The organism is Pelomonas sp. Root1217 (genome assembly GCF_001425705.1).
Taxonomy (GTDB): Bacteria; Pseudomonadota; Gammaproteobacteria; order Burkholderiales; family Burkholderiaceae_C; genus Pelomonas.
In genome coordinates this window covers 540,885-562,892 of record NZ_LMDC01000012.1, presented here as the reverse complement: position 1 = coordinate 562,892, position 22,008 = coordinate 540,885, and the positions used below count along the sequence as shown (strand labels likewise).

Below are 22,008 nucleotides of genomic sequence, written 5' to 3'. Positions count from 1 at the left end.
TCCGCGCCCTTTCCTCCGAACTTTTCAGGACTTGTCAGGACTGGCCCGCCACAGCCGTTAATTCGAATGATTGCCCCTCCCCCCTTTTGCGCGATTGACTTCGGCACGTCGAATTCCGCGGTGGCGGTGCCCAATGCCAGCACGGCCGCCGGCGAGATGTGTCTCATCGAGCTGGAACCGGCTCAACGCACGATGCCCACCGCGGTCTTCTATTTCACCGAAGGCGCCCACGACGCCGATGGCCCGCCGCGCGCCTTCGGCCGCGCCGCCGTGGCGGCCTATGTCGAGGGCCACGACGGCCGGCTGATGCGCTCGATGAAGAGCATCCTCGGCTCCCCCCTCATCGACCAGACCACCGACGTGGGCGGCGGCCGAGGCGCCAAGTATTCCGACATCGTTGCCGGCTACCTGAAACGGTTGCGCCGCCTGGCCGGCGAACCCGAGCGCGTCGTGCTCGGCCGGCCGGTGTTCTTCGTCGACGGCGAGCCCGAGCGCGACGCGGCCGCCCAGGCTCAGCTGGAGGCCTGCGCGCGCGCCGTGGGTTTTCGCGAGGTGCACTTCCAGTACGAGCCCATCGCGGCGGCCTTCGACTTCGAGCAGCAGGCCATCCGTGAAGGCAAGGGCGAGCAGATCGTGCTGGTCGCCGACATCGGCGGCGGCACCAGTGACTTCTCCATCGTGCGCGTCGGCCCCGAGCGCATGCAGCGCCTGGCGCGCCGCGACGACATCCTCGCCAGCCACGGCATCCACATCGCCGGCACCGACTTCGACCGCCACATCGAACTCGCCGGCCTGCTTCAGGAATTCGGCTACCGCACGACGGGGCCCAGCGGACGGGAAGTGCCCAGCGGCATCTACTTCGATCTTGCCACCTGGCACCTGATCAACACCTGCTACTCGCCGCTGCGCGTGGCCGAGTGGCGCGGCATGAAGAGCTGGTTCACTGACGTGCGCCAGCATGCGCGGCTGATGACGGTGCTGGAGGAGCGCCTGGGCCACGAGTTGGCCGCTCGCGCCGAAGGCGCCAAGATCGCCGTGTCGGGCGGTGAGGACACGACGGTGGACCTTGGTCACATCGAGACCGGCCTGGTGCTGCCACTGAGCGAAAAAACCGCGGTGGCCGCGCTGCGAGCCGACCTCGACCGCATCATTTCGACCGCCCACGAAACCGTGGCGCTGGCCGGCCTGAAGGCCGAACAGATCGACGCCCTTTACTTCACCGGCGGCTCGACCGGGCTGCGCCTGCTGGTGGACGGGATGGCAGCCGGCTTCCCGAAGGCGGCCCGCGTCAGCGGCGACCGCTTTGCTTCGGTCGCGACCGGCCTGGGCCTGCACGCGCGCCGGCTTTTTGGGTCGGCTGCGGCTTCAGAGGCCTAGACACGTCCGCCAGCATCAACACCGCGCTGACCAGCCCCTCGACCGCCTCTTCCAGGTCAGTCGGCGGCTCCAGCGACTCGATTTCCTCGAGCAGCGCGTCGGCGTCCTCGAGGTCGTCCGGGTCCAGGTGCAGATAGAGGGCCGCCAGCGGCTCCAGCAGCGGCTCCTCGGGCAGCTTCATCAGCGCGGGATGGGCGTCCAGTGCATGCGCAAAGCCGGCCACCCAGGGCAGTACGGTTTCGCTGGGGCTGGCGTCCTCGTCGAGTTCGAACACCCAGGGGTCGAACCACTGGCGGCCGACGATGGCCAGGTTCAGCTCTTTGTGGCGGCGGCGCAGCAGCCCTATCAGCTCGTCGCTGATGCGCTGAGGAATGGGTCGCCCCTCGCTGTCCAGCAGCGGCGGCAGCCACTGCTCCAGCGCCACGACTGAAGGCTGCAGCAGCACGCCGCACAGATAGCCATCGACCATGCTGACGTCCAGCGGCTCCAGCGGCGCGGGCAGGTCGTCCAGCAGCGCCTGCAGGCGCTCCAGGTCGGCTTCGGAGAGGGCTTCGGTCGGACGGTGCTGGGGGGCTGACATGGCGGGATTATGGGCAGCGCAAGTGAATATTGCCCACATTGGCGCCGGCCGAAGCTCTAGAGTGCCCCCATCCCAACGACGCCCTCTACCCTGAGGGCTTCACGACCCGGCAGCCTGCTGACCGGGTCTTTTTTTGTCAGTCACGGGGCACACGGCTCCCTGGCGTGAGCCGTTCGGCGCTGACGCGCCGGGGCCTGCGGCCCTGTGCCACGAGGCCTGTCCGCGCCCCGTGGGGCGCGAAGTCGCTCACGGGGCAGGCATCTATCCAGCGTGAGCCGTGGGTTCCGGCACCCCTTCACGCAGGGCGCGAATGGCGCCGGGCCAATCTTTCGCTGAGCTTTCATACTGGCGGCATGCCCGCTGCCGTACTCGCGCTGCGCTTCGACCCGGCGGTCGTCGTGCTGTCCTACCTGACCGCTGCCTTCGCCTCCTATGTGGCGCTGGACCTCGCCCAACGCGTGCGCACGCCCGATGCGCTGGTCGCCCGCACCTGGTGGATTGCCGGCTCGCTTTCCATGGGCACGGGCATCTGGGCCATGCATTTCGTCGGCATGCTGGCCCTCAAGCTGCCCTTCCTCGTCGGCTATGACAGCGCCGTCACACTGCTGAGCTGGCTCGCCGCCGTGGCCGTGTCGGCCATCGCCTTGCGCGTGGCGGCCCGGGAGGCATTGACGCCGGCCGGCCTGGCGATGGGCGCGATCAGCATGGGTGCGGGCATCTGCGCCATGCACTACACCGGCATGGCGGCTCTGGTACTGGCGCCCGGCATCCAGTGGCACTGGGGCCTGGTGGCAGCCTCGGCCGCCGTTGCCACCGGCGCCGCCGCCGCGGCGCTCATCATCTTCTTCGGCCTGCGCAGGCTGCCTCGGGCCTGGGCCCGCTGGGGCCAGCTCGTCGCTGCCCTTGTCATGGGTGCGGCCGTGGCCGGCATGCACTACACCGGCATGGCCGCCGCCGGCATCGCCGAAGGTGCGGTCTGCCTCAGCGCGGGCGCGCTGCGCGGCGACAACCTCGGCAATCTCGTCGCCGGCGCCACCTTCGCGCTGCTGCTGCTGACGCTGATCACCTCGGCCCTGGACGCCCGCGGCCAGCGCCGCACCAACCGGCTGCAGCAGTCCCTGCAGGCCGCCACGACCGAGCTGCAGGAGATCGCGTTGCGTGACCCGCTGACCGGCCTCGCCAACCGCCAGTTGCTGAACGACCGCCTGCAGCATGCCGCCGCGCGCGGCCAGCGCGAGGGCGCCCGGCTGGCCCTGCTGGCCGTCAACCTGGACGGCTTCAAGCCCATCAACGACAGCTTCGGCCTGGCCGCCGGGGACCAGGTGCTGCGCGAAACCGCCCGGCGCCTGGAGGGCCTGGCCCGCGGCCATGACACCCTGGCCCGGCTGGCCGCCGATGAATTCGTGCTGATGGTGGAGGGCGACGTCGGCGAGACGACGCTGGCCCAGATCGCCCAACGCCTGCTGGACGCGCTGGCCCAGCCCATGGCGGGCGTGCCCGGCGCCGGCAGCCAGCCGCTGCGGCTGTCGGCCTCGGTCGGCATTGCGCTGTACGACGGCAGCGGGCCCGGCGAGGCGCTGGTGGCCCAGGCGGATTCGGCCGCGCAGTCGATCAAACGCGCTGGTGGCAATGGCTTTGCGTTCTTCGAGGCGCATATGCAGGCCGGCGTGCGCGAGCAGGTCGAGCTGGCGCGCGACCTGCGCGCCACGCTGGCCGGCGAAACCGGCAGCGGCCGCCTGGCCCTGCACTACCAGCCCAAGATCGCCACGGCCCAGGGTGAAGTGAAGGGCGTCGAGGCGCTGCTGCGCTGGCAGCACCCGCAGCGCGGCGCCATCAGCCCGGTCGTCTTCATCCCGGTGGCCGAGCGCTTCGGCCTGATCGTGCCGCTGGGCGACTGGGTCATCAAGGAGTCCTGCCGCCAGATCGCGCTCTGGCGCGAGGCAGGCCTGCAGATGCGCGTGGCCATCAACCTGTCGGTGCAGCAGCTGCGTCAGCCCGATGCCCTGGTGCGCCGCTTCGAGGAGGCGCTGGCCCAGCATGGCGTTGACGCCCGCCACCTGACCTGCGAGATCACCGAATCCGTCGCCATGGACGACGCCACCGCCACCGAGCGATCACTGCAGCGCCTGGCCGAACTCGGCCTGTCCCTGTCCATCGACGATTTCGGCACCGGCTATTCCAGCCTGGCCTATCTGCGCCGGCTGCCGGTGTCGCAGCTCAAGATCGATCGCAGCTTCATACAGGACCTGGAGAGCAGCGCCGACGCGCGCGCCATCGTCAAGGCCGTCATCGAACTGGCCCATGCGCTGGGCCTGCAGGTGGTGGCCGAGGGCGTCGAGACCGAAGGCCAGGCCGAGGTGCTGCGCGGCAAACGCTGCGACAAGCTGCAGGGCTTCTTGTTCGCGCGCCCGATGCCGGCCGACGACTTGACGCGCTGGGCGACCGACGCGCAGGACGACCGGCCGCGCTTCAGCTCGTCGGTCTATGGGGCGCTGGACACCACCATCTAGACCGCCATCCGTTCCGGCGCGACGTAGTGCCGCCGGAACTCCTCGAAGTCCATGGTGTCTGCGGCCTCGATGCGGGCCTGTTCGGCCAGGGAATCTGCGGCCATCTTCTCGAAGCGGCGCTGCAGCTCATCCGGGAAAGGCAGGGCCAGCAAGGCCGCACGCGTGGCGTCGCTCTGGCGGCGGATGAAGCCGACATAGCTGTTGTCAAAGTCCTGGGCCATGACGCTGAGCACCCGCGCCGACGGGCAGAGCTGCGGCTCCTGCAGCCGCTCGGCCACGCGCCGCAAGGCGGCGCGATAGGCGTCGCCGCCATGGGCGGCGTCCAGGGTTTCGGCCTGCACGGCACAGGCGGCCAGGATCTCGCCGGCCCAGTCGGCGAGGCTGCGTTCACCGCCCCGCCAGTGCTCCAGCATCAGGCCCGGCTCACGGCCGCGGGCGGCCACGCGGTGCTGGTTGCGCCCGTTGGCGGCAATCTCGTCGGGTGTGTCGTCGGGGCTGTCACTCTTCAGGCAGTGCAGCAGGAAGGCATCCAGCACGCGGATCGCGTCGGCGCCGATGCCGATCGGCTCGAAGGGGTCGAGGTCCATCAGCCGGACCTCGATGTATTCGACACCGCGCTCCCGCAGCGCATGCAGTGGCCGCTCGCCGGAGCGGATCACGCGCTTGGCGCGGATGGTGCTGTAAAACTCGTTCTCGATCTGCAGCAGGCTGGTGGAGAGCTGGTTGTAGTCACCGCCGGGCGTCTGCACGCCGATGGCCTCGTAGGCCGGATAGGGCCGGCTCAGCGCCTCCTGCAGTGAGGCTGCATAGCTCTCCAGGCAGTTGTAGGTGACGGCGATGCTGGCCTGCGCGTCGCTCTGGTAGCCCAGCCGCCCCATGCGCAGCGACGTGGCGTGCGGCAGGTACAGGGTGTGGCCCGACAGGCGCTGCAGGCCATGCTCGCGGCCATGCACGAAGCTGTCACACAGCGCCGGGCTGGCGCCGAACAGGTACAGCAGCAACCAGCCCTCGCGGCGGAAGTTGCGGATGGTGCCGAAATAGCCCTCCGTGGACACGCCCGGCAGCGACCAGTTGTAGTGGATGCCCGAGATGGTCTGCATGCGCCGGCCGTAGCGCTGGCCCAGGCCCATGCGATAGACGCTCTTGGCACGGCCGACATTGCTCGAACCGTAGCGGCCGATGGGGATGGTCTCGTCCGTCGGCAGGCCGCAGGGCATGGAGCCCACCCACAGCCGCTCGTCGGCCAGGGCCCGATAAACAGCCTGGTGGATCTCGGTCAGCTCCAGCAGGCAGTCGTCGACACCGGCATGCACGCCGGTGATCAGCTCCAGCTGCGACTCGCTGTAGTCGGTCGTGATGTGCGGATGGGTCAGGGCCGCGCCGAGGGCCACCGGATGCGGTGTCAACGCCAGGCCGCCCCCAGGGAGGGCGCGCAGGCTTTCCTTCTCGATGCCACGGCGGATGCCGAGCAATGTCTCTTTGTCGTTCATGGCGTCCGGGGACCGGGAATTGGGCCAAGACGGTAGCAGATGAAGGCTAAAGCTGCCCAGGCGCGTCCATGTCAGCCAGACTCGGCCTCAGGGCATGTTCGCCGGCCTGGATGCCTTCGTGGTGGCTGAGGTAAAGCGAAACGTCATAGCGCTCCAGCCAACCCACAGCCTTAAGCCTGTCCAGCACGGGGCCCTTGACCTCGGAAAACTCCAGCCTCAGGCCCTCGGCCTGCAGCGCCGCGTGCAGCTCCTGCAGCGCCGTCAGCCCGGAGACATCGATGTGGTTGACCGGCGCCATCAGCATCAGCACACGCTGCGGCTTGCCGACCTTTTCGCGGTGCTCGCGCACATGGGCCAGCACGGCATCGACTAGGCCGCGGGCGTTGGTGAACACGAGACTCTCGTCGACACGCAGCCCGACCACCTCGGGCCGGCACTCGACGGCGTAGCGCTCGAGGTTGCGATAATGCTGCGTGCCCGGCACGCGGCCGATGCGGGCAACATGGGGCTGGGCCGTGCGCTGGATCAGCAACGCGACCGAGCCCACCACCCCGATGGCCAGCGCGGCCGCGATGCTCCAGCACAGCACCGCCACCGTCACGGCCACCATCAGCAGGCCTTCTGCACGCGCATAGCGCCAGGCCTCGCGGTAGGGCTGCAGCGAGAAGCCGCCCAGCACGGCCACGACGATGGTTGCAGCCAGCACAGGCTTGGGCAGATGGGCCAGAGGCTCGGCCAGCAGCAGCATCGCCACGAACATGAAGCCGCAGACGAACACCAGGCTCCAGCGGCTGGCCGAGCCAGCCTCGTGTAACAGGATGCTGCGTGAGAAGCTGCCCGCCACCGGCATGCCGCCGCTGACCGACGCGACCAGGTTGGCCGCCGCCAGCCCGCGCATCTCGGCCGCCGGCAGCAGCTTCTCGCCGCGCCGCTGCGCCAGCGACTCCGATACCGCAAGGCTGGAGACGAAACCCATCAGGGCCACCAGCGCGGCGGAAGGCAGCAGCTGCAGCCACAGCGCGGCCTCCAGGCGCGGCAACCCCAGCGGCAGGGCCATAGACGGCAGCGCACCGACCTGGGCGACACCCGTGGCGGCCGGCGTAAAAGCCGACAGCGCCATCGCCACGACCAGCAGCAGCAGCGGCGCCAGCCGCGCCAGCAGGCGTGGGCCGGCCCGGCGCGACAGCAGCAGCAAGGCGATCGCACCGCCACCCCAGGCTGCGCTGACCGGCCCGAAGCCGCCCGATACGGCGGACGCGATCAGGTCCGGCAACGTGAAGCCCACTGCCGCGCTGCCAAGCAGCACCGGCAGCTGGCCAGCCGCGATCATCAGCGTCGCACCGGTCTCGAAGCCGCGCAGCGCTGGCACCGACAGCAGGCTGGACAGGGCATCCAGGCGCAGCATCGCAGCCACCGCCAGCAGCAGGCCCACCTCGGCCGCGAGCACCAGGGCACCCTCGGTCGCACTGACGCTGGCCGGTAATGCGCCCAGGGCCTGCGCAATCATCAGCGCCAGCACGGCCACCGGGCCCAGGCCCAGCACCGGGCTGGAGCCCAGGGCCGCATACGCCAGCAGGGGCAGCAAGCTGGCATACAGCCCCACCTGCGGCGGCAGGCCGGCCAGCATCGCGTAGGCCAGGCTCTGCGGGATCAACAGCACCGCGACAACGGCGCCGGCAATCAGGTCGGCGCGCCAAGTGGGCATGAATCTCATCGGTGATCGATTTCGCGTTCGCGGCATCCGCCGCGAATGAAACTTGCGGGCCGAGCGACGGGCCGCTCCCTAGCCGGCACGCGCTGGCGATGTGCTTGCGGTTCGATACCGCAAGCATCGCCGTCCCCTTGGGGGACCGGCCAAGGTATGCCTTGGACGAGGGGCTCCACCTAATCGACCTTGGCGCCCGAGACCTTCACCACCTTGGCCCACTTTGCCGTCTCGCTGGCGATCAGCGCCGCGAACTCCGCGGAGGAGCCTCCACCGGCCACAGCTCCCTGCCCCGCCATGCGCTCGCGCAATGCCGGCGTGTTCAGCGCCGCGGCAGCTTCGCGCTGCAGGCGGGCAACCTGGTCGGCCGGCTGATGGGCAGGCGCCAACAGGCCGAACCAGGAGCTGGCTTCATAGCCCTTCAGGACCGCGCCACCCGCCTCGGCCACCGTGGGCAGGTCGGGCACGGCCGGGCTGCGCTGAGCGCTGGTGACGGCCAGGGCCAGGAGCTTGCCGGCCTTGATCTGCGGCAGGGCCGAGGGCAGGTTGTCGAACATCAGGTCGGTGTTGCCGGCGATCAGATCGAGGAGCGCGGGACCCGAGCCGCGGTAGGGAAAGTGCAGCATGAAGCTGCCCGTCATGCTCTTGAACAGCTCGCCGGCCAGGTGGATGGACGTGCCGTTGCCGCTGGACGCCATGTTGAGCTTGCCCGGATTGGCGCGCGCGACGCGGATCAGGTCGGCCACGCTGCGGATGCCCAGGCGCGCCGCGTTGGCGGGGTTGAGCACCAGCACATTCGGCACGGCCGCCACCAGCGTGATGGGCGCGAAATCCTTCACCGGGTCGTAGGGCAGCTTGGGGTAAAGAGACGCATTGATCGCATGCGTGCCGACGGTGCCCATCAGCAGCGTGTGGCCGTCCGTGGCCTTGGCGACCTCGGCCGAACCGATATTGCCGCCCGCGCCGGGCTTGTTGTCGACGACGACGGCCTGGCCCAGGCGCTGCTGCAACTCGGGCGCCATTGCCCGCGCCAGCAGGTCGGTCGTGCCGCCGGGTGTGAAGGGCACGACAAGACGGATGGGCTTGCTCGGCCACGTCGACTGAGCAACGGCGGGTAGCGCAAGGCTGCCCGCCAGCACGGTGACTTGGCGACGGTTCAGCTTCATGGCGGTCTCCTCTTAGTGATTCGGCAACGCCAGAGGATATTCGGGCCGAGTGCGAGCCGGCCCTGTTGGCGATGTGCTCGCGACGGACCGGTCAGGCGCGTTCAGCGCGGCGCGACTGGACGCGGGGTTTCATCTATCGACTTTGACACCCGACAGCTGCATCACGCGCGCCCATTTCGCCGTTTCTGCAGCAATGAGGGCAGCGAACTCCGGCCCGCCGCTGCCGTGCACCAGCATGCCACGGTGGGTCAGCCGCTCGCGCAGCGCGGGAGCGGCGAGTGCTGCGACGCTGTCGCGCTGCAGCCGTGCGAGCTGCTCGGCCGGCTGGCTGCTGGGAGAAAACAGGCCGATCCAGGCGCTGGCCTCATAGCCCTTGAGCGCCGGCCCGCCGGCTTCTTCGACGGTGGGCAGCTCCGGCAGGCTGGGGCTGCGCCGCGCGCTCGTGACGCCCAGGGCCAGCAGCTTGCCGGCCTTGATCTGCGGCAGGGCCGAGGGCAGGGCGTCAAACATCAGGTCCATGTTGCCGGCGATGACATCCTGCTGGGCCGACGCCGCGCTGCGGTAGGGGAAGTGCAGCATGTAGGTCTGGGTCAGGCGCTTGAAGAGTTCGCCGGACAGATGCGTCGTATTGCCGTTGCCGCCGGAGGCGATGTGCAGGCGCCCAGGCTGGTTGGTGGCGGCGTGCACCAGGTCGCTCACGCTGCGCACGCCCAAGGCTTGCGCGACACCGGGGTTGATGACGAGCACCAGCGGCACGGTCGCGACCAGGCTGATCGGCGCGAAATCCTTCACCGCGTCATAGGGCAGGCGGCGCCACAGCAGCGGGTTGATGACATGCGTGCCGAGGCTGCCCATCAGCAGGGTGTGGCCGTCATTGGCACCAGCGACCTCGGCCGTGCCGATATTGCCGTCGGCACCGGGCTTGTTGTCGACGGTCACCGGCTGGCCCAGGCTCCTCTGCAGCTCGGTCGCGAGCTGGCGGGCAGCAACGTCGGCCGGGCCGCCCGCCGCATAGGGCACGACGATGCGCAGCGGCCGCGTTGGCCATGGAGCGGCGGGTTGGCCGTAGGCCGAAGGAGCCGACGAAGCGGCCAACCACAGCATCAGGCTGCGGCGTTGCAGCAGAGCGGTCATGGAGGCCCCGGCAGCTGCCTGAGCTTGACCTGGCCATTCATGCAGGCAGCGTCAAAGTCCTGCAGCACGGCGGCCAGCGCATGGGCATCGGGGGCCTCGACGGCGCTGATGCCGACACCACGGTTGCGGCCCTCAGCCTTGGCCTGGTACAGCACCATGTCGGCCCAGTTGACGGCCTGCTCCCAGTGCAGGCGCAGGCCCGCGCCGGCAGCGCCGCCAAGCGGGAAGCTCGCGAATCCGATCGAGACCGTGATGCGCAACGGGCCCTCGGCGGTCTCGATCGGCTGGCTGCCGATGCCGCGCAGCACGCGCTCGGCCATCAGCGCGAGGTCGTCCCCAGGCAGCGCGGGCGCGAAGACGAGGAACTCCTCGCCGCCCCAGCGCACCACGAGATCGGTATCGCGCACGGCAGCGCGGATGCGGCGCGCCACCTCGACGATGACGGCATCGCCGGCCGCGTGGCCATGCCAGTCGTTGACGTTCTTGAAGTGGTCGATGTCGATCATCATCAGCGCGCCGACAAAGCCCTCGCCCCTGGCTTCGCGGGCGCTCTGGTCCATGACGGCCAGGAAGTGGCGCCGGTTGGACAGGTCGGTCAGCGGATCGCGTTCGCTCTGGGCCCGCAGCAGGCTCTGGTTGGCCGTGAGGCGCGCCTGGGCGCGGCGCATGCGCACCAGCGTCACGCCGATGAGGGCGACGGACAGCAGCAGCAACGCGCCGATGGCGAAGCCGACCTGCTGCGCGAGCTGCTGGTTGGAGATCTGCTGGTCCTTGAGCTGGCCGTCGCGGGCCAGCAGGTCGAGGTCGCGCTGCTTGGCGGCGCTGTCGTATTTACGGCCCAGCTCCTCCAGCGCCGCCGCACGGTTGCGCTCGTTGGCACGGGTGTTGAGGTCGCGCTCGGCATGCAGGGCCGCCAGAGCCTCCTTGTACTGGCCCGCCTCGCCCCAGGTGTCGCCCAGCTCACGCAGCTCGCGGGCGCGCGGCACCAGGTCGGCCGGGTCGGTGCCGAACTCGCTGACCTTGGCGAGCTCCTGGCGGGCCTGGTCGAACTGGCGCAGCTTGATGTGGGCCACCGCCAGGTTGTGGTGCAGGCTGCGCTCGTAGAAGCGGTCGCCGAAGCGCTGCAGCACCGGCATGGCACGCTGCCCGGCGGCCAGCGCCTCCTTGGCCATGCCCAGATGCATGTAGGAGTCGACCAGGTTGGAGCGCAATTGCGCGGCCAGGTGCGGCGCATCAGCCTGCTCGGCGAGCAACAACGCGGCCTCGACGGCACTGCGCGAAGCCGCCATGTCACGGGCGCGGCGCTCGACGGCGGCCTCGTAGTTGCGCACCCGGGCGCCGGCCACGAGGTCGCCCGCGGCCTCGGTCGCGGCGGCGCGCAGCTCGGCGCGCGCGGCGTCCATGCGGTCCTGGGCCTGCTGCGCCACGGCGAGCAGGCCGTGGCTGAGGGCGGTCAGATGCTTGTCATCGCCGGCACGGGCCAGGGCCAGGGCCCGCCTGATGCTGGTCTCGGCGACGGCGAAGGCGCCCTGGGCGTATTGCTCCCGCTGCAGGATGCGCAGGGCCTCCCAGGCGCTGCGGAAGTCGCAGCCCAGCTCGCGCACGGCACGCGCCTCATCGCCGGCAGGGCAGCGCTTGTCCAGGCCGGCCAGGGCGCGGGCAGCCAGTGCAGTGGCGGATCTGCCGGTACGCTCCTGGGCCAGGGCACGCAGCAGCCAGCTGCGGTCGACGCCGTCCTCTCGGGCCATCAGTTGCACGGCAACGGCGTCGGCCGCCCCGGCCTGGCCAGCGGCCAGCAGCACACGGCCCCGTGCCATCAGCCAGGCGGCCTCGCGCGGCTGGCCGGGCTCGGCATGGGTGGGCCAGCGCTGCTGCAGCTCGGCCAGCATGGCCTCGGGCGCATCGAAGGCGCGGCGGGTGATGTTGGCCAGCAGCGTGTCCTCGGCCACCGGGTCGGGCGCCGTGACCGGTGCTGCGCTCGCAAAGCCCGAAACCAGCATCAGCAGAAGCGCAACGGTTCTCATGCGTTGGCCGGCCGGCTGGCGGCGTCGGGATGGAAGCCGCTGTCGGCTGCGCGGGGCGGGCCGCTGAGGGCCTGTAAGCCCACCAGGCCCTCGGCCCAGGCGGCCTCCAGTCGCGCCGTCAACTGCGCCGCGGCCAGGGCATCCTCGGCATGGATGCGCTCGACGCCATAGGCCTTGTTGCGGCCATGCGCCTTGGCCAGGTACATGACGGTGTCGACGAGATCGATGGCACGCTCCCAGGACAGGCGCAGCCCGTGCGGCGGCACCGGCAGGCTGACGAAGCCGATGGAGGCCGTGACGGGCACCTCACGGCCTTCATACGCGACGGGCTTGCTGCCGACGAGATCGAGCAGGCGCTGGGCCAGCTGGTGCGCCGACGCGCCGTCGCGGCTGCGCGCGACGATGAGGAATTCCTCGCCGCCCCAGCGCACGATGAGGTCGTCGTCGCGAACCGCCTGGCGCAGCCGCGCGGCGATCTCGATGAGGACGGTGTCGCCGGCGGCATGGCCGAAGCTGTCGTTGATGCGCTTGAAGTGGTCGATGTCGATGAGGAAGAGGCTGGCCGCCAGGCCCTCGCCACTGGCCAGGGTCTTGATCGCGGCCTGGAAGTGGCGGCGGTTGGCCAGGCCGGTCAAGGGGTCGGTTTCGCTCTGGCGCTTCAGCGAGGCGTTGCTGTGGGCGAGTGCCTCATTCGTGCGACGCACGCGGCGGAAGGCCTGGTAGAGCAGGCCCAGCGACACCAGCACGCAGCCGCCCATGGCCGACCACAGCGTCAGCGCCAGGTTGCGCTGGTGGACCTGCTCGGCCTTGAGGGCGTTGTCGCGGTTGAGCAGTTCGATGTCTCGCGCACGCTGCTCGGCGTCCTGGCGCTCCTGGGCCTCCAGCAGCAGCTTGCGGGTCTCGTCGCGCAGCACGCGCTCGTCCATGCGGCGATGCTCGCGATAGGCGGCGATGGCACCGGCCAGGTCGCCGGCGCGCTCCAGATAACCCGCGAGTTCCTGCCAGCCCGCGGAGGCATAGGACATGGCGCCTTGCTGCTCATCCAGCATGATGCCGGCGCGCACGTCGTCGCGCCCTTCGGCGACGCGGCCCATGGCGATCTTGGCCAGGCCGATGTTGGAGCGGGCGACGCTTTCGGCGCTGATGTTGCGCGTCGCGCGTGCCAGCGGCAGCGCCTGCTCGGCGAGTTCCAGCGCCCGCGCCGGGTGGCCCTGGCGCAGGTGGTAGTCGGCGAAATTGGCCAGGCCCAGGGCGCGCACCGAGTCGGCACCGGCGCGCGTGGCCTGCTCCAGCGCGTCGGAATTCGCCTGCAGCGTGATGCTGGAGTCGCTGTCCTCGGCGTAGACGATGCCACGCATCGTGTAGACCTGGTTCAGCGTCATCGGGTCCGGGTCTTTCTGGGCCTCGGTGAGCGCCTGGCCAATGAGCTGGCGGGCGCGCGCCGGCGTGTCCGCGCGGCTGGACGTGAAGGCCAGGTCCACCAGCGTCAGCGCCACGCGCCAGGGCTGTCCCATCTGCTCGGCCAGGCGCTGGGCGGCGTGGCCCTGGTTCAGCGACAGGTCGAGTTCACCCGAATCGCTGGCGATGGCCATGAGCTGGTGGTGGTAGCGCCAGCGGAACACGGGCGCGGCGGCATTGAGCTGGGCGGCGTCCACAGCCAGCAGCGTCTTGCGCGCCTCGCGCAGGTCGCCGTGGGAGCGCAGGTATTCGGCGCTGACGCTGGCCGCTGCGACGGTGGCGGCGGCACGCAATTCACCGGCTGGCCAGTCGCGCAGGCGCTGGGTGATCTGGTCGGTCAGCGCCCGGTCGCGTGCATAGGCGGCGAGCAGGCCGCGCAAGGCCAGCACCTCCAGCTCGGCAAAGCTGCCGGATGCCAGTTTCTCGCTGCGGCCACGCAGCTCCAGCTCCAGCAGCGCGGGCTTGGCGCGGGCGGCACGCTCGATGCGTTCGAGGTCACGGGCCAGGTCTTCGTTCTGCACGCCCGATGCGGTGCCGGCGGGCGCACTGGGACCCTCGCTGGGCGAGCAGGCGCACAGCAATGCCAGTGCGGCCAGCGCCGCGCAAAGCGTGGATCGTGAAGCCAGGGGTTGATGCATCGAAACGGTAGGCGGCCGGGCTTGCCGAACCGCGCTGCTGATTTCAGCGCGGTTCGGCCTGGCTGTTGCGGATCCCACGTCAGAGACCGTTGAAATTACACGTAACCGTAAGAATCGCCAGGCTAGGCCGGTCCGGCGACGGCGCCCTGGTAGCCGCGCGGCACCGCGCCAAGCAGGCGGCGCGTGTATTCCTCACGCGGCGCCTGGATGATCTCGCGCGTGGGTGCCTGCTCGACAACGTCGCCGTTCTGCATCACCAGCACCTCGTCGGAGATGAACTTGACGACCGCCAGGTCGTGGCTGATGAAGATGTAGCTCAGGCCGAATTCGTCCTGCAGATCCTTCAGCAGGTTGAGCACCTGGGCCTGCACCGACACGTCCAGTGCCGACACCGCCTCGTCCAGCACCAGCACCTCGGGCTGCAGCGTCAGGCAGCGCGCGATGGCGATGCGCTGGCGCTGGCCGCCCGAGAACTCGTGCGGATACTTGGCCATGGCGCTCTCGTCCAGGCCGACCTTCTCAAGCAACGCCACGGCGCGCGCCTCGCGATCGGCGGTGCTGGTACCGATGCCGTGGATCTCCATCGGCTCGCGCAGCGTCTGGCCGATGGTGAAGCGCGGGTTCAGTGAGGCATAGGGGTTCTGGAACACGACCTGGATGCGCCGGCGCATCTGCTGCCAGTCGCTTCCGCTCATCTTCAGCAGATCCTTGCCCTCGAACAGCACCTGGCCGCCCGTGGGCTCGTGCAGGCGCAGCAGCGTCAGGCCCATGGTCGTCTTGCCAGAGCCGGACTCGCCAACGACGCCCAGCGTGTGGCCCTTGCGCAGCTTGAAGTCGACGCCCTTGACGGCCTTGAACTCGCGCTTGCCGAACAGGCCGTCCTTGAGCCAGAAGCTTTTCTGCAGGCCGGTCACTTCCATGATGACGGGCGCGCTGTCGTCCTTCACCTTCGCGTCGTTGCCGGCCGCGCGTCCGGCGATGTGGTCGTCGATGACCATCAATCGCGCCGGGTTCTCGGTCAACGACGGCCGGCAGGCCAGCAGGGCCTTGGTGTAGGCGTCCTGCGGGTCGTTGAAGATCTGCGCCACCGGTGCGTTCTCGCGCACCTGACCGTGGCGCATGACGACGACCTGGTCCGAGATCTCGCCGACGACGCCGAGGTCGTGGGAGATGAACAGCAGGCTCATCTTGTGGCTCTCCTTGAGCCGCGCCATCAGCTCCATCACCTGGCGCTGGATGGTCACGTCCAGGGCCGTCGTCGGCTCGTCGGCGATCAGCAGCTTCGGGCTGCAGGCCAGGGCCACGGCGATCATCACGCGCTGCTGCTGGCCGCCGGACATCTCGTGCGGATAGGCCTTCAGGCGCCGCTTGGGCTCGGGGATGCCGACCTCGTTGAGAAGTTCCTCTGCGCGCACGAGGGCCTGGCGGCGGCTCATGCCCATGTGCTTCATCAGCGGCTCGCAGATCTGCGTGGCCACGTCGAAGACCGGGTTCAGCGAGCTCATCGGGTCCTGGAAGACGCAGGCGATGTCGCGGCCGCGGATGGCCTGCAAGTCGCGCAGCGAAGCCTGCAGCAGGTCGCGGCCCTGGAACAGGATGCGGCCTTCGCGCTCAGCGTTGCTTGGCAACAGGTTCAGCACGGACATGGCCGTGACACTCTTGCCCGAGCCCGACTCGCCGACCAGCGCCACGGTGCTGTTCTCCGGCACGTCGAAGCTGACGCCCTTGACGGCGAGCGTGCGCTGCATGGCGCCGCCCTGCTTGCCCATGCGGAAGGCGACCTTGAGGTCTTGGATGCTCAACAGCATGGTCACTCCAGACCTCGTAGTTTCGGGTCGAGCGCATCGCGCAGCGCATCTGTGAACAACGCGAAGGCCGTGACGAAAACGGCCATGCAGGCCGTCACGGCGGCGAGCTGCCACCAGTAGCCGAGGATCATCTCGTTCTGTGCTTCGGCCAGCATCGTGCCCCAGCTCACCTGGTCGACGCCGACACCCAGGCCGAGGTAGCTCAGGATGACCTCGCTCTTGATGAAGCTGACGACGTGCAGTGACAACTGCACCAGCGCCACGTGCGAAACGTTCGGCAGGATGTGCCTGAACATGCGCGAGGCCTGCGAGGCGCCGATGGCCTCGGCCGAGCGCACGTATTCGCGCACGCGGTGCTTCATGAACTCGGCGCGGATGAGGCGGTAGATGCCCGTCCAGCCCGTCAGCGCCAGGATGGAGACGACCGCGCCAACGCCTCGCGGGAAGATGGCCGCGAAGGCGAAGATCAGCAAGATGCTGGGGATGGCGGTGAAGACGTTGTAGACCCACTCCAGCAGGTCGCCGACCTTGCCGCCGAAGAAGCCTGAGATGGCGCCCAGCACGGTGCCGATCAGCGTCGCGACGAGGGCCGCCGCCAGGCCGACGACGATGGACACCTCGGCCCCTTTGATGACCTTGGCCAGCACGTCGCGGCCCAGGCGGTCGCCGCCCAGCGGCAGGGTCTCTGCCTTGGGCGCCTCCTCGGTCTTGAAGGCCTTGGCGCGCTCGGCCCACTCGGCATAGCGCGGCGCCAGCGGGTCGATGTCGGACAGGTCGACGTTGGGGCCCTTGGGCGTGGCGATGGTGCCGGTGTCTTCCTGCGGCTGGGGCCCGAGCAACGTCGGCGGTGCGTTGGGCACGCCGACCTCCTGCTGCCAGCCCGAGGCCAGCAGCTTGGTGGCCGCCAGCAGCACCAGGACGAGGAAGGCACCGACGACCCACATCGACACGACGCCGACGCGGTCGGTCTTGAGGCGCCGCCAAGCGGCGGCCCAGACGCCGCCGCTCGAAGATTCCGCCGCCCGGACCGGGCCAGAGGAGTTGGAGACCGCGGTCATTTCAGCACCACCCGCGGGTCCACGAGCTTGTAGAGCAGGTCCACCACGAGGTTGACCGTCATCGTCAGCGCAGCGAGATAAATGGCGAAGGCCTGGATCACGGGATAGTCGCCGCGGTTGACGGCCAGCAGCAGCTCGCGGCCCAGGCCGGGAATGGAAAAGAACACCTCGATGAGGAAGCTGCCCACGAGCACGCCGGGCAGCAGCACCGACACGTTCGTGAGGATGGGAATCATGGCGTTGCGCAGCACATGCTTGAGCAGCACCGTGCCCTCGGTCATGCCCTTGGCGCGCGCGGTGCGCACGTAGTCGTGGCCGATCTCGTCGAGGAAGAAGCTGCGATACAGCCGGATCTGCGGCGCCATCGACACGGCCACCGCCACCAGCACCGGCAACGGCGCGTAGGTGGTCAGGTTGGTCCAGTGGCTGCTCGTCCAGCCCTGCACCGGGAACCAGCCCAGGCGGAAGGCAAAGAGGTACTGCGCCAGGATGACGTAGACCAGCAGCGAGATCGATACCGCCACCGTGGTGCAGATCATCACCGCGCGGTCGGTCAGGCTGCCGCGCACGGTGGCTACCGCCAGCGCGAAGGGAATGGCCAGCATCACCTCAAGGAGGAGGATGGGCAGCGTCACCGTCAGCGTGGCCGGCAGCCGGGTGGCAAACAGGTTGGCCACCGACTCGTTGGTGGCCCAGCTCTTGCCCCAGTCGAAGCTGACGATCTGCTTGATGAAGATCCACAGCTGCTCCCAGACCGGCTTGTTCAGCCCGAGCTGCTCGCGGATGGATTCGATCTGCTCCGGGCTGGCGTTCAGGCCGCCAAGGATGATGGCCGGGTCGCTGCCGAAGTACTTGAAGAGGAAGAACACCAGCAGCACGACCCCGAGCAGGGTCGGGATCATCTGCCACAGGCGTCGGATCAGATAGGCCGCCATTCAGGGCTCCAGAAACCACAAACCCCGCCGTGGACGCGGGGTTACACGAGAGAACGGGGCGGAGTCTATGCGAGCCACCTTCGGCTTTGTCCTGACGGTTTCACTAGACTCCGCGCTTCTTTCGAGCTGCGCTCCTCTTGCAATGAAGCATTCCTCCCTGCTGATCGGCTGGCTGCTGGCCTGCGCGCTGACGGCCGCCCAGGCCCAGAGCTCGGCGCCCGAGAAGGTGTTGCGCTACGCCTTCAAGATCGCCGAGACCGGCTTCGATCCCGTGCAGGTGACCGATACCTATTCCAAGGCGGTCATCGCCGGCATCCTGGACGCACCGCTGGAATACGACTTCGGCGCCCGCCCATTCAAGCTGCGCCCGGCCACGCTGACGGAGATGCCGGAGATCAGCGCCGACTTCCGCACCCTCACCTTTCGGGTCCAGCCCGGCATCTACTTTTCCGACGACCCCGCCTTTGGTGGCAAGAAGCGCGAGCTGGTGGCGGCCGACTACGTCTATTCGCTCAAGCGCCACTACGACCCCAAGCTCAAGAGCGGCAACCTCTACCTGCTGGAGAACGCCAAGCTGCTTGGCCTGTCGGAACTGCGCCGCGAGCTGATGAAGGCCGGGAAGCCCTTCGATTACGACCGCGAAGTCGAAGGGGTGAAGGCACTGGACCGCTACACCTTTCAGATCAAGCTTGGCGTGAGCGACCCGCGCTTCGTCTACAACTTCAGCGACGCGGGCACCTTTGGCGCCCTCGCGCGCGAAGTGGTCGAGTTCTATGGCGACAAGATCATGGAGCATCCGGTCGGCACCAACGCCTTCCGGCTGGCCGAGTGGCGGCGCAGCTCGCGCATCGTGCTCGACCGGAACCCCAACTTTCGCGACAAGCGCTACGCCGAGACCGTGCCGCCAGAGGCCGACCCGCGCGTCAAGGCTGAGGCCGCCGCGCTGCAAGGCCGCAAACTGCCCCTGGTGGACCGCGTCGTCATCGAGGTCATCGAGGAGGCCCAGCCGCGCTGGCTGTCTTTCCTGCGCGGCGAGTTCGACGTCATCGAGGAAGTGCCGGCGGATTTCACGTCGATTGCGATGCCCAACAACCACCTCGCGCCCAACCTGATCAAGCAGGGCATCTCGATGACACGCTACCCGCGGGCCGACGTGTCGTACAGCTACTTCAACATGCAGGACCCGGTCGTCGGTGGCTACACGCCTGACAAGATCGCGCTGCGCCGCGCCATCAACCTGGCGGTAGACGTGGACAAGGAGATCCGCCTCGTGCGCCGCAGCCAGGCCGTCAGCAGCCAGGGACCGATTCCCCCGGTGTCCTTCGGCTTCAACCCGGCTTTCAAGTCCGAGATGAGCGAGTTCAACCTCGCCAAGGCGAAGGCGCTGCTCGACCTTTACGGCTATGTGGACAAGGATGGCGACGGCTGGCGCGACCTGCCTGACGGCTCGCCGCTCCAACTGGAATACGCAACGACGCCCGATGCGCAGAACCGCCAGCTCGCAGAACTGTGGCAGAAGAACATGGACGCCCTGGGTGTGCGCATGAAGTTCAAGATCGCCAAATGGCCCGAGCACCTCAAGGCCTCCAATGCGGCCAAGCTGCAGATGTGGGGCCTCGGCTGGGTGGCCACGACGCCCGACGGCGATACCTTCCTGGCGATGGGCTCCAGCAAGTCCAAGGGCAATGCCAACAAGGCCCGCTTCGACCTGCCGGCTTTCGAGGCCCTCTTCGACAAGCAGAGCGCACTGCCCGACGGCCCTGAGCGCGCCCATTTGATGACCGAAGCCCAGCGCCTGCTGGTGGCCTACGCTCCTTACAAATTCCACGTCCACCGCATCTGGACCGACATGGCGCAGCCCTGGGTCAGGGGCTATAGCCGTAACCTCTTCGTGCGCGACTTCTGGAAGTACGTCGACATCGACACCACCGCGCTGCCCAAAGCCAAGTAGCCCATGAAACACCTGCTCGCCGCCCTCGCCGCCTGCCTGTCCCTGCTTGCGCCGGCCCAATCGGCACACTCGGCCGAGCCGGTCAAGACGCTGCGCTACGCCTTCAGGATCGCCGAGACCGGCTTCGACCCGCCGCGCCTGTCCGACATCTATTCGCGCAGCATCACCGCCCACATCTTTGAGACGCTGTACGCCTTCGACCCGCTGGCACGGCCCACGCGGTTGATGCCGCTGATCGCCGCCGGCGAGCCCGAAATCAGTGCTGACTTCAAGACCTTCACGATCAAGGTCAAGCCGGGCATCTACTTCGCCGACGACCCTGCTTTCAAGGGCAAGAAGCGCGAGGTCACGGCCGCGGACTTCGTCTATAGCATCAAGCGCTTTGCCGACCCAGCCACCAACGCCCAGGCCTGGACGAGCTACGAGGACCAGGACATCACCGGCCTGGGCGAGGCGCGCAACAAGGCCCTCAAGACGAAGCAGCCCTTCTCCTACGACACTGAGATCGCCGGCGTGCGCGCGCTGGACCGCTACACGCTGCAAATCAAGACCAATGGCCCTCGGCCGCGTCTGATCGAATCCATCTTCGCCGGCAATGACCTCTACGGCGCCGTCGCGCGCGAGGTGGTGGAGTTCTACGGCGACAAGATCATGGAGCACCCGGTGGGCACCGGCCCCTTCATGCTCAAGGAGTGGCGGCGCAGCTCGCAGATGGTGTTCGAGCGCAACCCCGACTACCGCGAGCGCCACTACGAGGCCCAGCCTGCCCCCGGCGACAAGGAGGCCGAGGCCATCTACGCGAAGTTCAAGGGCCGCCGCATTCCGATGGTCGACCGCGTCGTCATCGACGTCATCGTCGAGAACCAGCCGCGCTGGCTGGCCTTCCTGAACAACGAGCACGACTTCATCGAGCGCGTGCCCGAGGAGTTCATCACCCAGGCCGCGCCCGGCGGCAAGCTCGCACCCAACCTGGCCAAGCGCGGCATGCACGCCGTGTTCACGCTGGCGCCCGACATGACGCTGACCTGCTTCAATCTCGAAGACCCGGTCATCGGCGGCATGACTCCCGACAAGATCGCGCTGCGCCGTGCGATCTCGCTGGCCTTCGACGTGCGCAAGGAAATCAAGAGCGCGCGCCGCGGCCAGGGCGTGCCCGCCCAGGCCCCTATCGTGCCCAACACCAGCGGCTACGACCCGGCGTTCAAGAGCGAGATGAGCGACTACGACCCGGCGCGCGCCAAGGCCCTGCTGGACATGTATGGCTATGTCGACAAGGACGGCGACGGCTGGCGGGACCTGCCCGACGGCAGCCCGCTGATCCTCACGCGCAACACCGAGCCCAACTCGCTGAGCCGCGCCATCGACGAGCTGTGGGAGAAGGCCCTGCGCAACGTCGGCATCCGGCTGCGGGTCAAGATCCAGCAGTGGCCCGAGAACCTCAAGGCCGCCCAGGCCGGCAACTTTCAGATGTGGCCGGTGGGTTCCACCGCGGCCTCGTCGGACGGTCAGGAGGCCATGCAGCGCCTGTACGGCCCGGCCTCGGGCACGCAGAACCTGCCGCGCTTCAAGGACGCCCGCTTCGACGCGATGTACGACCGCATGCAGGCCATGCCGGACGGGCCCGAGCGCGATGCGCTGTTCCGCGAGGCCAAGCGCATTGCCGTGACCTACATGCCCTACAAGGTGCATGCGCACCGCATCCTGACCGACATCGAGCAGCCCTGGATGAGCGGTTTCCGCCGGCCGCTGTTCTGGCAGGACTTCTGGCAGTTCGTGGACATCGACCCAGGAAGATCTCGGTCACACCCGTAGGCTGCGGCATGGCTTTGCGGGATGCGGGGCAAGGCGCGGACCGCCGCCCAGGCAGGTACCTGGGCAAGGGCTGCAACGCCGCACCGCGCCCGCAAAGCTATGCCCCGGTGGGTTTGCCAGATAACCGGCCCGCGACGGTGTTGCGCCGCTCGTTGGGGCTCACAGCCCCAACTTCGCAGCACGCCTACTCGCGGGCCGGTTCTCTGGCAAACGCAGCCCACGGGTGTGGCCGAGATCTTCCTCACAGCCTGTCCATTGATTTCCGCGGGCGCGTCCCGCAGATTCGACCGACTGTCGCAAGGCCCTCGCCTGCATGCGCCGGGCCGCTAGGCTTCGCATCATCAACACCGAAAGGAGTCCCG

General features: G+C 68.8%; 14 protein-coding genes. 4 read left to right on the top strand and 10 right to left on the bottom strand.

Annotated features, from left to right (window positions below):
- Positions 1-66 precede the first annotated feature (66 nt).
- Positions 67-1,377 (top strand): Hsp70 family protein, encoded by a 1,311-nt coding sequence (locus ASC95_RS11540; protein ID WP_057297842.1) that lies wholly within the window; start codon positions 67-69, stop codon positions 1,375-1,377.
- Here the strand turns inward: ASC95_RS11540 and ASC95_RS11535 are convergent.
- A complete protein-coding gene (locus ASC95_RS11535; protein WP_057297841.1) occupies positions 1,289-1,957 on the bottom strand; it encodes a YecA family protein in 669 nt (222 codons plus the stop codon). The two genes, ASC95_RS11540 and ASC95_RS11535, sit on opposite strands and share 89 nt — an antisense overlap.
- 353 nt (positions 1,958-2,310) lie before the next feature.
- On the opposite strand from ASC95_RS11535, the gene ASC95_RS11530 reads away from it, so the two are divergent.
- On the top strand, positions 2,311-4,467 hold the full coding sequence (locus ASC95_RS11530) for a bifunctional diguanylate cyclase/phosphodiesterase (protein WP_057297840.1): 2,157 nt from the start codon (positions 2,311-2,313) through the stop codon (positions 4,465-4,467).
- Here the strand turns inward: ASC95_RS11530 and gshA are convergent.
- The 9 genes from gshA to ASC95_RS11485 all read right to left on the bottom strand — a co-directional run bounded on the left by gshA (position 4,464) and on the right by ASC95_RS11485 (position 17,883).
- The gene (gshA, locus tag ASC95_RS11525; protein ID WP_057297839.1) at positions 4,464-5,957 is read right to left on the bottom strand and encodes a glutamate--cysteine ligase; all 1,494 of its coding nucleotides are present in this window, start codon (positions 5,955-5,957) and stop codon (positions 4,464-4,466) included. The two genes, ASC95_RS11530 and gshA, sit on opposite strands and share 4 nt — an antisense overlap.
- A gap of 46 nt (positions 5,958-6,003) precedes the next feature.
- Complete coding sequence (locus ASC95_RS11520; RefSeq protein ID WP_235537899.1) at positions 6,004-7,662, bottom strand: SulP family inorganic anion transporter; 1,659 nt, start codon at positions 7,660-7,662, stop codon at positions 6,004-6,006.
- A gap of 179 nt (positions 7,663-7,841) precedes the next feature.
- Positions 7,842-8,828: a tripartite tricarboxylate transporter substrate binding protein gene (locus ASC95_RS11515; RefSeq protein WP_057297837.1), complete on the bottom strand. Its 987-nt coding sequence runs from the start codon at positions 8,826-8,828 to the stop codon at positions 7,842-7,844.
- Between the two features lie 129 nt (positions 8,829-8,957).
- A complete protein-coding gene (locus ASC95_RS11510; protein ID WP_057297836.1) occupies positions 8,958-9,962 on the bottom strand; it encodes a tripartite tricarboxylate transporter substrate binding protein in 1,005 nt (334 codons plus the stop codon).
- Positions 9,959-11,986, bottom strand: a complete 2,028-nt coding sequence (locus ASC95_RS11505; protein WP_057297835.1) for a diguanylate cyclase — start codon at positions 11,984-11,986, stop codon at positions 9,959-9,961. Before ASC95_RS11505 ends, ASC95_RS11510 begins: the two co-directional genes overlap by 4 nt.
- Positions 11,983-14,082 (bottom strand): diguanylate cyclase, encoded by a 2,100-nt coding sequence (locus tag ASC95_RS11500; RefSeq protein WP_082567715.1) that lies wholly within the window; start codon positions 14,080-14,082, stop codon positions 11,983-11,985. Before ASC95_RS11500 ends, ASC95_RS11505 begins: the two co-directional genes overlap by 4 nt.
- A 122-nt stretch (positions 14,083-14,204) precedes the next feature.
- Positions 14,205-15,890: an ABC transporter ATP-binding protein gene (locus ASC95_RS11495; protein WP_057297833.1), complete on the bottom strand. Its 1,686-nt coding sequence runs from the start codon at positions 15,888-15,890 to the stop codon at positions 14,205-14,207.
- A 2-nt stretch (positions 15,891-15,892) separates the two neighbouring features.
- Positions 15,893-16,948, bottom strand: coding sequence for an ABC transporter permease (locus tag ASC95_RS11490; protein WP_057297832.1), 1,056 nt, complete (start codon positions 16,946-16,948; stop codon positions 15,893-15,895).
- Positions 16,945-17,883: an ABC transporter permease gene (locus tag ASC95_RS11485; RefSeq protein ID WP_057297831.1), complete on the bottom strand. Its 939-nt coding sequence runs from the start codon at positions 17,881-17,883 to the stop codon at positions 16,945-16,947. The genes ASC95_RS11490 and ASC95_RS11485 overlap by 4 nt, the downstream gene beginning before the upstream one ends.
- A gap of 142 nt (positions 17,884-18,025) precedes the next feature.
- Between ASC95_RS11485 and ASC95_RS11480 the strand changes: the two genes are divergently transcribed.
- Positions 18,026-19,834, top strand: coding sequence for an ABC transporter substrate-binding protein (locus tag ASC95_RS11480; RefSeq protein WP_057297830.1), 1,809 nt, complete (start codon positions 18,026-18,028; stop codon positions 19,832-19,834).
- A gap of 3 nt (positions 19,835-19,837) precedes the next feature.
- On the top strand, positions 19,838-21,646 hold the full coding sequence (locus ASC95_RS11475; protein ID WP_057297829.1) for an ABC transporter substrate-binding protein: 1,809 nt from the start codon (positions 19,838-19,840) through the stop codon (positions 21,644-21,646).
- Positions 21,647-22,008: the final 362 nt, after the last annotated feature.